Below are 15,030 nucleotides of genomic sequence, written 5' to 3' on the forward strand. Positions count from 1 at the left end.
TGTGTTTTTTCCTATCCGTATGTCCGTCCGCTGCGGGAGGTTAATAGCCCTTTTCGACCGCCGCGGTCAGCACCCGAGAGGCCACCGTACCCGCGACCGACGAGCCGCCGCCGCCGTTTTCCACCAGCACGATGAACGCATAAGGGGTTGCCTCGTCGCGCAGGAAGCCGGTGAACCAGGCGTTCGGGGTCTTGCCCCCGCCGACCTCGGCCGTGCCGGACTTGGCACAGATGTCCATGCCCGGGAAGCGGTCCTGTCCATAGGTTTCGATTACGTTGTTGTGCATCATATCCGCGATGGTATCCGCGGTGTCCGCGTCGATCAGCTTATCCGACTTATGGGCGAAGTAAAGGCCGGTCGGCAAACCGTAGTCCGTGGTGGTTTTTTCGATCAGGCGCGGCAGGGCGGCCTTGCCGCCGTTGGCGATTGCGCCCATATACAGCATCATATTGATCGGACACATGGTATCCTCGCCCTGGCCGACGCCCGCCCAGGCGAGCTGGTTGTCGTTTCCGTCAAAGTTGAAGCGGCCCTCCGAGGTGCGGATGCCGTCCACCCGTATGGCGGTGGTCAGGCCGGCCGCATCCGTATATTTCTGCATGGTCTTCCCGCCCAGCTCGACCGCGAGCTGGCCGAACACGCCGTTGCAGGAGTTCGCCAGCGCATCCTCAATGTCCATCTGCCCATGTGCATACGGGCAGGTGACCGTATCGCCGCCGATCTCGACCGAGCCGGTGCAGTTCCAGGTGCGGGAAAACAGGTCGGGCAGGTTCTCGACCGCCGCGTTGAGCGTGACCACCTTGAAGATCGAGCCGGGGATGGAGTTCGCGGACAGCAGGCGGTTGACGTACACACCCTCCCACGAGGGGTCGTCCGGATCGATGGCCGGCGGGTCGGCGGGGTCGAACGACGGCGTGGATACCATGCACAGGATCTCGCCCGTCTTATAGTTGTACACGCCCACCGTGCCGTTCATGCCGCCGAGCGCCTGATAGGCGATATTGTTGAGATAGGCGTCGATCGTCAGGTACAGGTTGTTGCCCGTGCCGAGCGGAGAATACACGCCGGTCAGCAGGTTATAGCCGGAAAGCTTGTCCGCGAATGCGGTCAGCGCGCCCGCGCCGATGTTGCCGGCCGGATCGCCGACCGCGTGCAGGGTGGCGCGGCGCACGGCGCTGTCCGGATAATAGGTGCGGTTGCCGTTTTCATCCAGCGAGGAAAGCACGTCGCCGTCCCGATCGAGGATGGTGCCGCCCTTGAGCTGGCCGGAATTGCTGTACAGGTGGCGGTTATAGGGATAGGAGGCCCAGTCGCCGCCATCCACCACGAAACGGAAGCAGAACAACAGCAGCCCGACGCCCAGCAGGGCCGCGAGGATCAGGCAGAACACGCCGCGTTTTTCGATTTTCCGCACTCAATCCACCTCCCCGCGCAGCTCGCGCCGGCTGGGCAGCCGGACCGCGAACGAAGCGTTCTGGCGCGTGTCCGTGGCCTTCAAAAAGGCGAGCATGCCCCACGCGGACAGCATGGACGAGCCGCCGTTCGAGACAAACGGCAGGGTCACGCCCGTGAACGGCAGGATATCCACCGCGCCGAATACGTTCAGGCAGGTCTGGAACACGAGCAGGCTGGTCGCGGCGCAGGCCGCGATTGTGTAAAAGCTCGACCGTCCCGCGCGGCAGGCACGCACCGCGAACACGGCCAGCGTGATGATGCACAGCACGGTCAGCACGGCGATCACCAGCCCCCACTCCTCGCACAGCATGCCGAACACGATATCCGTGTCCGCCGCGGCCAGACCGGAGAGCCAGCCCTTGCCCGCGCCCACGCCGATCATGCCGCCCGAAGCGGCGGCGGTCAGCGTGTGGGTCTGCTGGAAGCCCGCGCCGTACACATCCTCCCAGATATGGCCCCAGGAGGCAAAGCGCGCCGCAACGTGCGGCTTGATGGTGAGCAGCAGCATGCCGCCCGCAAAGCAGCCGCCGCAGATCAGGCCGAGCGTCGCGAAGTCGCCCGAGCGCAGGTAGGCGATGACCAGGAAGGTGACGAAAAACACCAGCGCGGTGCCGAAGTCGTTCTGCAGCGCCAGACACGCGCCGCAGATGCCGGTCAGGCCGATGAACAGCCACAGGTTGCGCTTGTTGAACAGGCGGTCGAGTGTGGCCGCGCCCGCGAAGATATAGCAGATTTTGGCCAGCTCGGAGGGCTGGAGCGACAGGCCGCCCAGCCGGATCCATGCTTTGGCGCCGCCCTCGCTTGACCCGATCAGCAGCGTGATTACCAGCATGCCGACCGCAGCCGCGCCCATGATCCAGCGCACCCGCTGCGCGCGGGTCAGGTCGCGCAGGAAAAAGCCGAGGATCAGGAAGATCGCCAGCCCCATCAGGATGGCGATGAGCTGCTTGGGGCATTCGTCCGGCACGGTCGAGCCGGTCACGGCCAGCGACAGCGTACACAGGAAAAAGGCGATAGTCTCCATCTCAAAGCCGATGCGCCGGAACGAGCGCAGCACGATAAAATAGCCCCAGCACACGGCCGTGAATGTGAGGAACGTGAGCGGGACGGTAACGGAGGCGTCCTCGCCCGCGGCAACGATGAGCTGCAGCGCGGTCAGCACCTGGAACAGCGTCAGCAGCACAAGCGAGCCCCACATGCCGGCCGGCCGGCCCTCCACGCGGCGCTCGGCCATCTGCTCGCGCTTTTCCTCGGCCGAGATCGGCACCAGCATGGTCGGGATGCCGCCGAACGAGAGCGTATCCCCGTCCTCGACGACCGCGTATTCGTCCACCGGCAGGTCGTTTACCTTGACGCCGCCCTTGGAGCCGAGGTCGTATACCGTCCACGAGCCGTCGTCCTCGCGGATGAGCGCGGCGTGCTGGCGGGACACTGAGGGGTATTCGAGCTGCACGTCGCACGCGGGCGCGCGGCCGATGATGTTTTCCCAGTGGGTGATGGGCAGGCGCACGCCGTTGGCCATGCCGAGATAGCCCCAGACCTCGTCCGGATGCTTGACCTTCCACAGCGAGCGGATCGCGCCGACCAGGATCATCAGCGCCAGCAGCGGGAACACGAAGCGGACGACCGTTGTGTACCACGCGCCGACGAGCGGGTTTTCCGCCAGAAAGCCGGTCAGCGTATCCAGAAGGCGCTGTAAAGCGTCGGTCATGTTTGGTTTCCTCCCTTCAGGGAACTTGGGTTGATAACCTATATATTATAGCACGGCTTGTCAAGCGAAGCGTGAACGGACGGTAAAAAACGGGGCTTTCAGCCGTTTTCCGCCCCTTCCCGCTGGAAAAACGCCGTGCGGCCGCGGGCTTCGTTTCGGAGGCTGCTGAATATTTTTCCTTTCGACTGTTTTTTTCCCAATTGGACGGATTCCAGCTTACCTGATAATGCACTCGTTAAATGGATGGAGCTGAAATTCATAAAGCGAAATGAAAGAACGGAGGGCAGAGGCTCCCTTTTACCCTTTGGACTGATCTAGGCTTACCGAATAATTTCTTCATCGAAATGCACAGAAAAAGCTCCACCCTTTGAATAGGCGGAGCTTTTATGATATAATTGTGTTTTATTTAACAGGTTGGGACTTAACTTTTTCTTTATTCGCAAATGCACTAACCAACATTGCAATAATGCTAATTAAGAGATAACATCCGCCATACAATAAAAACGCCGGCTCACCCATTTCAAAGAATGTCCATGTACCTGCTAAGAAAATGATAATTGTAACAATTGGCAGCCACCATAAAGTTTTAACATTCTTGCCTGCAAATACGCCAACGATTATAGAATAAATAGGATTAACAGTAAAAAGCAAAAAAACAGTGGTAATCATTCCAGCGTCATTTGGTACTAATGTAACAGCAAGCCACGGTAAAATAAACATGAGGAAAACCGATGCTATTAGATAATAAATAATCTTCTTCATATAGACCTCCTTAACTTGAACTGTCGTTCTGTATCTTTTGTATCATTTATTTTACAATACTTTAGTGTTTCTTTCAACGTATGAAAAGATGCCGAAGTTGCCTTTGGTTCTTTTCGAGCCTTGTATCGGTCGAGCAGTGAATTTAGTGAAAATGATGGAGTTGAAGCCTATCAGTCCAAATGTAAAAAGGGAGCGCAGGGGACCGCGCTTGACAGATGCCCCGCGAAATGATACACTGATATTCCAAGATTATATCGCGACAAACGAAGTTTGCAGGAAAAAGCCGCGCGGCTTGCCGAAGGAGCAAAACTCTCAGGCGTCCGGTTTTCCGGATGAGGACTGTAAACGGATGCGGCTCTGGAGAACGCCCCGCAGGGGGCTGCCGAAGGTGCAACGCGTGCGGCTGGGGGCCGCGCGCCAATCTCTCAGGCAAAAGGACAGAGTTTGGGGACTGATCGGGTACGGGTCGGCGCTTTGCGCGCGGCGCGATGTCCGTTTGTTTTCTGTGAGCCGGAACCCTTGGGGGTTCTGGCTTTTTTGTTTGCCGCGGAAAGAAAAAGGGGATTGTAAGACAATGTCAATGGATCAACTGGCTGGTCTGGTAAGCAAGGTCAGCGACATCGTGTGGAACAGCGTGCTGCTGTATCTGCTGGTCGGCACGGGCGTCATTTTCACCATCCGCACGCGCTTTGTGCAGGTGCGCAAGTTCGGCGCGGGCTGGAAGCGGCTGTTCGGCAACTTCTCGCTCAAGGGCGAAAAGGCGGGCAAGGACGGCATGAGCCCGTTCCAGGCGCTCACCACCGCGATTGCGGCGCAGGTCGGCACGGGCAACATCGCGGGCGCGGCCACCGCGCTGTACTCGGGCGGCCCGGGCGCGATCTTCTGGATGTGGCTTTCCGCGTTCTTCGGCATGTCCACCATCTACGGCGAGGCCGTGCTTGCGCAGAAGTACAAGACCGTGGATAAGGAAGGCCATGTGACCGGCGGCCCGATCTACTACATCAGGGCGCGCTTCCAGGGCGGCTTCGGCAAGTTCCTGGCGGGCTTCTTCTCGCTGGCGATCATCTTTGCGCTGGGCTTCACCGGCAACATGGTGCAGGCCAACTCGATCAGCGTGGCGTTCAAGACCGCGTTCGGCACGCCCCAGGTCGTGATCGGCGTGATCTGCGCGGTAATCGCGGGCTTCATCTTCCTGGGCGGCGTGGGCCGCATCGCGGCGTTCACCGAAAAGGTCGTGCCGGTCATGGCGATCTTTTACATGATCGGCTGCATCGGCATCCTGTGCGTCAACCACGCGGCGATCCTCCCCGCGCTCAAGTCCATTTTCGTGGCGGCGTTCGACCCGCAGGCGATTCTGGGCGGCGCGGTCGGCATCACCGTGCGCGAGGCGATGCGCTACGGCGTGGCGCGCGGCCTGTTCTCCAACGAGGCCGGTATGGGCTCCACCCCGCACGCGCACGCGCTGGCCAAGGTCGAAAAGCCGCAGGACCAGGGCGAGATCGCGATTGTCTCGGTGTTCATCGACACCTTTATCGTACTTACGCTCACCGCTATGGTTATCCTGACCTCGGGCCAGCTCCAGTCCGGCGCGCCGGACGGCCTGCAGGGTACCGAGCTGGCGCAGGCGGCGTTCAACGTCACGCTCGGCTCGGTCGGCAACGCGTTCGTGGCGGTGTGCATGCTGTTCTTCGCGTTCTCGACCATCATCGGCTGGTACTTCTTCGGTGAGACCAACGTCAAGGCGTTGTTCGGCCAGAAGGCCACCAAGGTCTACGCGGCGATCGTCGTGGTGTGCATCATCATCGGCTCGGCGCTGCAGGTGGATCTGGTGTGGAACCTGTCCGACCTGTTCAACGGCCTGATGGTGTTCCCCAACCTGATCGCGCTGCTGTTCCTGTCCGGCATTGTCGCCCGGGCGGCGCACGGCGAGGATATCACAAAAAAATAAACCCGCGGTTTTCCGGAGGCGCGCTTGCCAGCGCGCCTCCTTTTATTTTACCGCTTTGCCGTGTTAGCGTGCGTATTTGCGCGGAAATGGGGGACATAGTATAATAAGGTTTATGAAAAGCGGGAAAAGGGGGAGGCTTATGCAGCGGCTGCGCGGGAAAAATCTGCTGTTGGTTGGGTTTACACTGTTTTCCATGTTCTTCGGGGCGGGCAACCTGATTTTCCCGCCCTTCCTCGGCGCGCAGGCGGGTACGAACACCTGGCCGGCCATGGCGGGCTTTATCCTCAGTGCGATCGGTTTTCCGGTGCTGGGCGTGATCGCGGTGGCGAAGGCGGACGGCCTGCGCCGTCTGGCCGGGCGGGTGCATCCGGCCTTTGCGGCGGTGTTCACGCTACTGGTGTACCTGTCGATCGGGCCGGGGCTTGCCATACCGCGCACGGCGAGCACCTCGTTCGAGATGGTCGCGCCGCTGATTGGCGGCGGGAGCGCGCGGCAGGCAGGCTACTCGGCCGTGTTTTTTGCCGTGGCGCTGCTGGTCGCGCTGCGGCCGGAAAAGCTGACCGACCGCCTGGGCAAGCTGCTCTGTCCGACGCTGATCGTGCTGATCGTGGCGCTGTTCCTGGGCTGTGTGGCCAGGCCGGTCGCCGCGCACTACGGCGCGCCCGAAGCGGCGTATGCCTCCCTGCCCGCGGTCGAGGGCTTCCTCGGCGGGTATCAGACCATGGACACGATTGCGGCGCTCAATTTCGGCGCGGTGATCGCGCTCAACATCCGCGCCAGGGGTATTGAGGAGGAGAAGCAGGTCGTGCGCGGCACGATCCGTGCGGGCTGGGTCGCGGGCGCGCTGCTGCTGGCGATCTATTCCATGCTCGCGCATGTGGGCGCGCTTTCCGGCGCGGCGTTCCCCAGCGGCGAAACCGGTGCGGACACGCTGACGCGCATGGTTTCCGCACTGTTCGGCGCGCCGGGCAGCGTGCTGCTGGCGGCGATCTTTGTGATCGCGTGCCTGAACACCTGTATCGGCCTGCTGTCCTGCTGCAGCGAGTATTTCCACGGCCTGCTGCCGCGCGTCTCTTACCGGATGTGGGTCGTCTTTTTCGCGGCGGTCAGCATGGTCATTTCCAATATCGGTCTGGCGGGCATCCTCAAGCTGTCCACGCCGGTCCTGAACGCGATCTATCCCGCGGCGCTCGCGCTGATCCTGCTGTCGTTCGTATCCGGCCTGCACCGGCGGCGGCTGGTCTATCCGCTCGCTATCGGCTTTGTGAGCGTACAGAGCGTGGCCGCAGCGCTCGCGCAGGCGGGCGTATCTATCCCGTGCGTCACAGCGCTGTTGGAAAAAATACCGCTTGCGCCGCTCGGTTTCGGCTGGGTGCTGCCGGGCCTGGTCGGGCTTGCGCTCGGGCTGCTGCTGTCCGGCCGGCCGGAGGAGGCGTAAAAAGCAAAGAGGAGGAGCGAAACGCTCCTCCTCTTTTTTCAGAACCCTTTTTCCTTCAGCCCCTTGACCAGCCCGATGTAAAATTCGCGCACATCAAAGCCGGGGATGTCCTCGCGCATCAGGTCCACCACGTCGCCATGCGACACGCCGCGCCGGCCGGACGCGGAGAGATTGCCGAGGAAATGCCCCCATTCCGCGGAGGAGCGGGCAACCAGCCCGTCGTTTGCCTCGCGGTCGTATTTGCGTACCAGATGCCAGGTCAGGTTGAGCGGGAAGCCTGCGCTCGACGGCTTTCGCATCGTGCTCATCACGCTCTGGTAAAACACGCCCTCCTGGTCGGGCGTTTCGCGGTTAAAGCGCAGGCAGCTCTCCCGTGTGAGGTCGCGCACGCCGCCGAGGAAATCCGGCGAGGCGTCGCCGAGCGTGCGGAACAGGCCGTTGTACCGGCGCTCCATCCAGGCGATCACGCCTTTCGGCAGGGTGCGCAGCAGCTCCTCCGCGAAGATGCAGCCGCGGTGCGGGGTGTTGACCGTGGTCAGGGACGCGACGTGCGGCGCAAGCCCCAGGCGGGTGATCGCGTAGCGGCTGTCCAGTCCGCCCTTGGAGTGGGCGATCAGGTTGACCTTTTCCGCGCCGGTTTCCTGCAGGACGGCCCGCAGGCGTTCCGCCAGCTCGGCGGCGCTCTGCGCCACGGGCAGGGCGGACTGCTGCCCGCCGTAAAAGATGGTCGCGCCGCAGCGGGTCAGCGCCCGCGGGATGCGGCCCCAGTAGTTGACCAGCTGCCAGTCGCGGAAAAAGATGCCGTGAACCAGCACGATCGGGTAGCGCGTTTCACAGTCGCGGTTTTCCGCGTGGACGGCCTCGTTTTCCAGGCGGGACAGCTCGAAATAATACTCATGCCGCACGGCTTTGAGCACGCGGTAGAACAGATACAGATTGAAAAGCGGCACCCACCAGCACAGCAGGAACAGCACCCGCCAGACCACGCGCAGATGCCTGGAGGTGAGCAGCACGCGGAAAAAGCCGTTGACGAGCAGCGCGCCCACCAGCGGCACGAAAAGCAGCAGGTTCGCGGCAAGGAACACCCAGTCCGGCGCGGCGGCCAGCGCCGGAACCGCGCGGCGCAGCGCGCCCGTCGCCAGCAGGAGCGGGTAAAACGCCATTTCCGCCAGGATCACGAAAAATGCCACAAGCAGCAGCTCGTAGCCGCCGAGCAGCGCGCGCAGGCGGCGCGTCGCCCCCTTGGCGCGCCGCGGACGGATATGGAACCAAAGATAGCACGCCAGCAGGCCGAACAGCAGCGGCAGCGTCAGCCAGTCGGGCGGCGGCGCCAGCGTTTCCAGCAGCGCGAGATTTGCCAGCACGAACACCAGCAGCACCCGCAGAAAGCGTTTGCAGTACTCCATCGATCATCTTTCCCCCTTACCAGGCCAGTATACCATAAAATGCCGCAGAAAAAAAGCCAGGAGGCCGTAAATGGCCTCCCGGCGGCGGATGCTTCCGCTTACATCAGGTCGAGCAGCTTGTAGCAGCGCGCCTTGGTATAGCTCTGCTTGAAGCTGGCCGCGGCGAGCTGGCCCGCGGTCTCGTCCTCGCTCTGGGCGGCGGCGTTTTCCGCGCCCTTGTCGCGCTCCTCCACCCAGGTCTTATAGCTGGCTTCCTCGGAGGCGTACTGGTCCGCGTTGAGGACGGTCGCCAGATAGTCGTACATCTCGCTGAGCAGGGTGTCCCAGGCCTCGAACGAGGTGGAGGTCAGCTCCAGCTCCTCCTCCGGCGTCGCGGCGGCGGAGATCTTCTGGTCGTTTGCCTCCTGCTCGTCGATGCGGCTGCTGAACGACTGCTTTTGCTGCGCCTGTTGCTGCTGGGTCTCCTCCTGGCGCTGGGCGGCCGCCTGTGCCTCGGTCAGCTGCTTTTGCAGGTCCTCGACCTGCTTTTTCTGGTCGTCGGTCAGGGTGTCGTCCGCGGCGAGCGAATCCAGCTTGCCCGCGGCCGCGTCATATTTCTGATCGCTCAGGTAGCTCTGCGCCTCCTGGATATCCGCGGCGAACTGGTTGTCGGCCTGCGCGGTCTGCGCCTTTTGGATCATTTCCTCGATCGCGGCGTACAGCGTGGAGTCCGGATCGGTGACGCGGTTCTGCAGCTGCTTGAGGGCGGCGACCGCTTCGGTGTACTGGCCGTTGTCCATGTAATCCTGCGCGTCCTGATAATCGCGCAGAAGCTGGATGGTCGCGTCCAGCGTGGACGGGTCCTTGGCCTCGGCCTGCGCGGCGAGGTAGTATTCGAGCGCCTGGTCGAAATCGCCGCGGTTCATGTACTTTTCCGCAAGGGTAAGGTTTTCGTCCGGCTGGCGGGACAGGAAAAACCAGACGCCGCCCCCGATCAGGGCCAGCACCAGGACGACGACCAGGGCGATCACCGCGCCCTTTTTGCCCTTGCTGGGCTTGCGGTAGGGGCGGTAGTCCGGCTCGCCGCGGCGCTCAAAGCGCGTGGTGTGCGGAACGTCCGGCGTACCCGACGCGCGGCGGACGGGCGGCACGTCGATGGGCGGCAGCTCGTCGGGTGCGGGGGCGCGCGGGTCGGTCGCGCCGAGCGGGTCGGAAGACGCCGCGCCGCCGGCCGCGGGGTGCGCGTCGCGCATGGCGGCGTCAAAGGCCGAGGTGTCGATCGGGCCGTTCAGCTCCTCCGGCAGGGTGGTGAAAACGGCGGTTTCGTCGTTCACGCCGGCCTGCTCGACGGGCGCGCCGCAGAAAGGACAGAATTTGCCCGCGATGGGCAGCTCCTTGCCGCAGTTCTTGCAAAGCATAGGTGGGTTCCTCCTCTGAAACGATACGATTCAATACACTTTAAGTATAGCACGGGGAAAAAGGGTTGTAAACCTCCCTCTGCGTTGGACGGACGGGGGTGGGTTGGGGTTCCGGCGGGGCGGACGGGAAAAAACGGAGGCCTTTCCAGCGGACGCCCGCCCCCAGCGGGGCGGGGCATGGGGAGAAATACGGGGGAAATGCGCATTGTAGCGAAACTGAAACCGCGCTTTCGCTTGACAAGCCCGCCGGTCAACCGTAAAATGAAGATATTACGGTTCATACAGGGGGAAGCATTACCTTGAAAAGACGTGTTTTGAGCGGCCTGCTGGCCGCGGTCCTGCTTTTTACGACTGCCTTTGCCGCGGGCGCCGATCCGGCGCCGGAGGAGGAGGCCCCGCCGATCACGCTGACCTTTGCGGTCACGCTGCCGGACGGCGTACAAGCCGTGGATGACGCGCTGGCGTCGCAGCTGGAAGCTGTGCTCGTGCAGCGGGTAACGCAGCTCGGCCTGGACGGCGCGGCCGTTTCGCTCGCGGACGACCGGACCAGCCTGACCGTCACGCTGCCCGCGGATGCGGACGCGCCGGACGGGCTGGCCGCGTTCCTCGCCCTGCCAAACGCGCTGCGCATCGCGGACGCGGAGGGCGGCATCGCCCTGACAGGCGCGGACGTGACCGCCGCCGAGGCTGGACAGGCCGCCGAGGGCGACGACGGCGCGGCGTACTTACAGCTCACCCTGTCCGACGAAGCGCAGGACGCGCTCTCCGTGCTGGATGAGGAGGACGCGCTCGCCGTCACGCTGGACGGCGAAGCGGTGGGCGAGACCGCGGCCTACGCTGCGGACGACGGCCTGCTGACCGTCACCGGCGGCCTGGATCTGGACGCGGCCAAGCTGCTCGCCGCCCGCATCATGGCGGGCGAGCTGCCCGTTGCGCTCACGCTGACCGACGCATCCGGCCAGCCCGCTGTGCCGGAGGAGCCGGCCGAGCCGTCCTTCCCCGATATCGCGGGCCACTGGGCGGCCGCAGAGCTGGAACGCGCGGTCGAGCTGGGGCTGCTCAACGGCGTGGACGGGAAAATGCTGCCGGACAATCCGGTCAAACGCTCGGAGGCCATCGTCATCCTCAACCGGACGCTCGGCGCGTCGGTGCAGGACGATACCGCGGGCCTGAAAAACGTGCCGCAGAACGCCTGGTATGCGGCCGATCTGGGAAAAGCGATCCATCTGGGGCTGATCGGCGCGGACGACAGCCGGAATTTTGACGCTGCCGCGACCCGCGCGGAGGCGTTTGTGCTGCTTGCGCGCGCGTTTGCCTATGACAGGGCGGAAGCCGCGTCCGATGTGCTGGACGCCTTTACGGATACCGCCTCCATGACCGTGGAGCAGAAGCAGGCGGCCGCGGCGCTGGTCGCGGCGGGAGTCGTCAACGGCGACACCGAAACCACGCTTGCGCCGTCCGGCGCGCTGACCCGCGCGCAGTTCGTGACCATGCTGCTGCGCATCGTCCCCCACTTCCCGACTGAGGACGCGGACCTGTCCGCGCTGACCGGCGGCGCGCTGCTGACCGGCAGCACGGTCGAGCTGTCCGGCTCCGCGCCGGCGGGCGACCGTGTGTTCGCCTGCGGCACAGAGGAAGTGACGCTCTCGGGCGTGACGGCGGACGGCCGCGTCGTGCTCAAGGGCGCGGAGGCGGTCAAGCTGACCGCCTCGAAGGACACCGCGCTGTCCGTCCTTGCCGTCGATCCGGCGGGTACGGCCGAGGTGACGCTGCGGGACGATTCGCACGCGGATACGCTGGTGATCGCGGGTACTGGCGGCGCGGTAGCCTGCCAGGGCGAGACGACTAACATCGAAATCACCGCCTCGAACCGCACGATCGACCTGTCCGGCATGCAAGCGGACACGCTCACCGTCACCGGCAGCGGCAACACCATCGTGGTGGACGGCGCGGTGCGCGCGGTATCGGTCAACGCGGGCGCGGCGCGCAACACGCTGACCCTGAATAAAAAGGTGGAGACGCTGCTGGTTGCGGGCGTCGGCACCAAGGTAGACGGCAAAGGGAAAGCGGAATCGGTCGATATCCGCGCCGTGGACTGCGAGGTTTCGCTCAGCGCGGACTCCAAGATCGAAAACATCGACCCAGGCCTGTCGGGCGTCACAATCGAAATGGACGTGCCGGCTTCGGTCAAGGCGGGCGGTTCGCTGCTGACCAAGGTCAGCTTCACGGGCGTGAGCGAGGAAAAGCTCTGCTCGGCCCAGTGGTATCAGAACGGCCAGCCGTTGGAGGCGTACCGCAACAGCCGGTTTGCGCTGACCGCGGACAAGACCTCCAGCCACACGACCTATTTCACCTTTACCAAGGATATGGAGACCAGCGTAACGATCGGCTTCCGGCTGACCTACGATAACCCCTCCACCGGCGAAACCGAGGAGCTGTACGCGGAAAAGACCGTGCCGATCGAGAATTACTCGGACGAATGGTATTACCAGCGGGATGTCAACCGCGTGCTGAATCTGGTGTCCTCCACCTATCGGGGCAACTACACCACGGCCTATGCGGTCAATAACGACTATGAGACCTATGAAAAAGAGGTCTGGGTCAACGCGAAGGGCTATTCGAGCAACACCAAATACCTGCTCTGGATCAACCGCGCCTATCAGCATGTCAATGTGTTTGAAGGCTCGAAGGGCAACTGGAAGCTGATTAAATCCTTCCTGGTCGGCACGGGCGCGGCCAGCTCCCCGACCCCGACCGGCCTGACCACGGTTTCCTACAAGTCCGCGGGCGGCTGGACGACCAGCACCTATACCGTGCGGCCGGTGGTCGGCTTCTATCCGGGAACAGGCTATGCCTTCCATTCGCGCCTGTGCTATCCGGGAACGGATACCGAATATGACTACAGCGCGGGCTATCCGATCTCGCACGGGTGCGTGCGCATGTATAAGAGCGATATCTGGTGGATTTACAACAATATTCCGGTCGGCACGACGGTCGCAATATTCTGACGCCGCCGGTAACAGGAAAGCGCCTGCGGGCGCTTTCCTGTTTTTTCATGCGGCCGCCCTGCGGGCCGGACGGGAAACGGGTTTTTCCTGATTCAGCGTGGGAAAGAATGTTGCACAATACGGGCGGGACACTTGCGTACAAGCATATTGAACAAGCGGGCAAAAGGGATAAAATACGCTTTTGTGGGTTTCAACAAGCGACGGTATTTGACATTTTTGCAGGACAGGAGTAAAATATATGCATAATGAACGATTCAAGCGGAAGGAGCAAGCCCGATATGACGACACAGCCGTCCTTTGTCAACCCAGCGCTTTTGCAGGAGCTCAGCGAGAGCTTCCGTCTGCATAACCAGATCCCGTCGGATCTGTATACCCGCTTCCGCATCAAGCGCGGCCTGCGCAACGCGGACGGCACGGGCGTCCTGGTCGGCGCGAGCCGCCTGGGCAACGTTCACGGCTACATACTCAACGAGGGCGAGCGCGAGCCGATCGAGGGCCGCCTGACCTACCGCGGCTATAATGTGTACGACCTGATCCACGGCTTGGAGCAAGAGGACCGCTTCGGGTTTGAGGAGGTCGGCTACCTGCTGATGTGCGGCGCGCTGCCCACCCGCCGCCAGCTGGACGAATTCCAGCACTCGATCGGCCTGGAGCGCGCGCTGCCCGATAATTTTACCGAGGATATGATTATGCGCGCGCCGAGTCGGGACATTATGAACAAGCTCGCGGGCGCCACGCTCGCGCTTTACTCCTACGACCCCAATCCGGACGAGACGACGGTCGAAAACATCATGCGGCAGGGCATCAGCCTGATGGCCAAGTTTCCGGTCATCATCTCGCATGCGTATCAGGCCAAGCGCCGGTATTTCGACGGGGATTCCATGTTCCTGCATGTACCCGACCCCGACCGCTCCACGGCGGAAAACATCCTGCACCTGGTCCGGCCGAACGGCAAGTATTCGGACGACGAGGCCAAGCTGCTCGACCGCTGCCTGATCCTGCATGCCGAGCACGGCGGCGGCAACAACTCCTCTTTCACGGTGCGCGTCACCTCCTCGTCGGGTACGGATACCTATTCCGCGATCGCGGCGGCGGTTTCCGCGCTCAAGGGGCCGCGGCACGGCGGCGCCAACCTGCGCGTCGTGCGGCAGTTTGAGGAGATGAAAGAAAACATCAGCGACTGGACGGACGAGGGCGCGGTCGCGGACTACCTCTGCAAGATTTTGGACGGGGAGGCGGGCGACGGGTCCGGCCTGATCTACGGCATGGGCCACGCCATCTATACGCTGAGCGACCCGCGCGCGGTGGCGCTCAAAAAAGCCGCGCGCCCCCTGGCGGAGAGCAAGGGCTTCAGTCGGGAAATGGACCTGATCGAGCTGGTCGAAAAGCTCACGCCGGCCATTTTCGCGGAGAAAAAAGGCAGCGACAAGCCCATGTGCGCCAATGTGGACATGTATTCCGGCCTGGTGTATAAAATGCTCGGCCTGCCGAAGTCGCTGTATACGCCGCTGTTTGCAACCGCGCGTATCGTCGGCTGGATGGCGCACCGCCTGGAGGAGGTCACCACGGGCGGCAAGATCATCCGTCCGGCTTACAAGCCGCTCTGCAAATCCGTGGTATACAAAAATCTGGACGAACGCGGATAAGGCGATAAAAAAGCGTGTTTCCCTAAACGCGCATACCCATAAGGAAGTAATTGTATTACCGCAGGGCGGCATAGTCAAAAGGCTATGCCGTTCTGCCTTTTCTTTGCCTTCCAACCGTTTGCTTGTTCTCGTCCTGTTCCAGTTCCCCGATAAAGTTCCAGACAATTTCAATCTTCTGTCTGCGGTGTCCGCTGGACTTATCCGGCGCGTGAACAATGATTTTCTTTACAAACTCATTGACGATAGCAGGCGTTAATTC

The 15,030-nt window shown here is 62.5% G+C and carries 10 protein-coding genes and 1 riboswitch; of the genes, 4 read left to right on the forward strand and 6 right to left on the reverse strand.

The annotated features are described in order from the left end of the window. Positions 1-40: 40 nt before the first annotated feature. The 3 genes from ACYQ3S_RS05905 to ACYQ3S_RS05915 form a co-directional block, all read right to left on the reverse strand. Complete coding sequence (locus tag ACYQ3S_RS05905) at positions 41-1,414, reverse strand: penicillin-binding transpeptidase domain-containing protein (protein WP_459687759.1); 1,374 nt, start codon at positions 1,412-1,414, stop codon at positions 41-43. Beyond that, the gene (locus ACYQ3S_RS05910; RefSeq protein WP_459687760.1) at positions 1,415-3,166 is read right to left on the reverse strand and encodes an FtsW/RodA/SpoVE family cell cycle protein; all 1,752 of its coding nucleotides are present in this window, start codon (positions 3,164-3,166) and stop codon (positions 1,415-1,417) included. Between the two features lie 402 nt (positions 3,167-3,568). Then, complete coding sequence (locus tag ACYQ3S_RS05915) at positions 3,569-3,928, reverse strand: hypothetical protein (RefSeq protein ID WP_459687761.1); 360 nt, start codon at positions 3,926-3,928, stop codon at positions 3,569-3,571. Positions 3,929-4,275: 347 nt separating this feature from the next. Then, positions 4,276-4,379, forward strand: a riboswitch (glycine riboswitch). Positions 4,380-4,508: 129 nt separating this feature from the next. Between ACYQ3S_RS05915 and ACYQ3S_RS05920 the strand changes: the two genes are divergently transcribed. Beyond that, positions 4,509-5,876, forward strand: coding sequence for an alanine/glycine:cation symporter family protein (locus ACYQ3S_RS05920; RefSeq protein ID WP_459687769.1), 1,368 nt, complete (start codon positions 4,509-4,511; stop codon positions 5,874-5,876). A gap of 139 nt (positions 5,877-6,015) precedes the next feature. After that, on the forward strand, positions 6,016-7,314 hold the full coding sequence (gene brnQ / locus ACYQ3S_RS05925) for a branched-chain amino acid transport system II carrier protein (RefSeq protein ID WP_459687762.1): 1,299 nt from the start codon (positions 6,016-6,018) through the stop codon (positions 7,312-7,314). A gap of 38 nt (positions 7,315-7,352) precedes the next feature. On the opposite strand, the gene ACYQ3S_RS05930 is transcribed toward brnQ, so the two are convergent. After that, complete coding sequence (locus ACYQ3S_RS05930) at positions 7,353-8,720, reverse strand: esterase/lipase family protein (protein ID WP_459687763.1); 1,368 nt, start codon at positions 8,718-8,720, stop codon at positions 7,353-7,355. Positions 8,721-8,818: 98 nt separating this feature from the next. Beyond that, positions 8,819-10,117: a hypothetical protein gene (locus ACYQ3S_RS05935; protein WP_459687764.1), complete on the reverse strand. Its 1,299-nt coding sequence runs from the start codon at positions 10,115-10,117 to the stop codon at positions 8,819-8,821. A 299-nt stretch (positions 10,118-10,416) separates the two neighbouring features. Between ACYQ3S_RS05935 and ACYQ3S_RS05940 the strand changes: the two genes are divergently transcribed. Further along, on the forward strand, positions 10,417-13,125 hold the full coding sequence (locus ACYQ3S_RS05940) for an S-layer homology domain-containing protein (protein WP_459687765.1): 2,709 nt from the start codon (positions 10,417-10,419) through the stop codon (positions 13,123-13,125). A 278-nt stretch (positions 13,126-13,403) separates the two neighbouring features. After that, entirely contained in the window at positions 13,404-14,771 is a 1,368-nt protein-coding gene (locus ACYQ3S_RS05945) for a citrate/2-methylcitrate synthase (protein WP_459687766.1), read from the forward strand. Between the two features lie 82 nt (positions 14,772-14,853). Here ACYQ3S_RS05945 and ACYQ3S_RS05950 read toward each other — a convergent pair. Continuing rightward, on the reverse strand, positions 14,854-15,030 hold a 177-nt coding region (locus ACYQ3S_RS05950; protein ID WP_459687770.1), incomplete at its 5' end, for a DUF4368 domain-containing protein.

Source organism: Agathobaculum sp. TL06 (assembly GCF_054658635.1).

Excerpts from the sequence above, each read along its gene's own strand:
- ACYQ3S_RS05910 (WP_459687760.1), bottom strand. The coding sequence starts at position 3,166 with ATGACCGACGCTTTACAGCGCCTTCTGGATACGCTGACCGGCTTTCTG.
- ACYQ3S_RS05915 (WP_459687761.1), bottom strand. The coding sequence starts at position 3,928 with ATGAAGAAGATTATTTATTATCTAATAGCATCGGTTTTCCTCATGTTT.
- ACYQ3S_RS05920 (WP_459687769.1), top strand. The coding sequence starts at position 4,509 with ATGGATCAACTGGCTGGTCTGGTAAGCAAGGTCAGCGACATCGTGTGG.
- brnQ (WP_459687762.1), top strand. The coding sequence starts at position 6,016 with ATGCAGCGGCTGCGCGGGAAAAATCTGCTGTTGGTTGGGTTTACACTG.
- ACYQ3S_RS05930 (WP_459687763.1), bottom strand. The coding sequence starts at position 8,720 with ATGGAGTACTGCAAACGCTTTCTGCGGGTGCTGCTGGTGTTCGTGCTG.
- ACYQ3S_RS05935 (WP_459687764.1), bottom strand. The coding sequence starts at position 10,117 with ATGCTTTGCAAGAACTGCGGCAAGGAGCTGCCCATCGCGGGCAAATTC.
- ACYQ3S_RS05945 (WP_459687766.1), top strand. The coding sequence starts at position 13,404 with ATGACGACACAGCCGTCCTTTGTCAACCCAGCGCTTTTGCAGGAGCTC.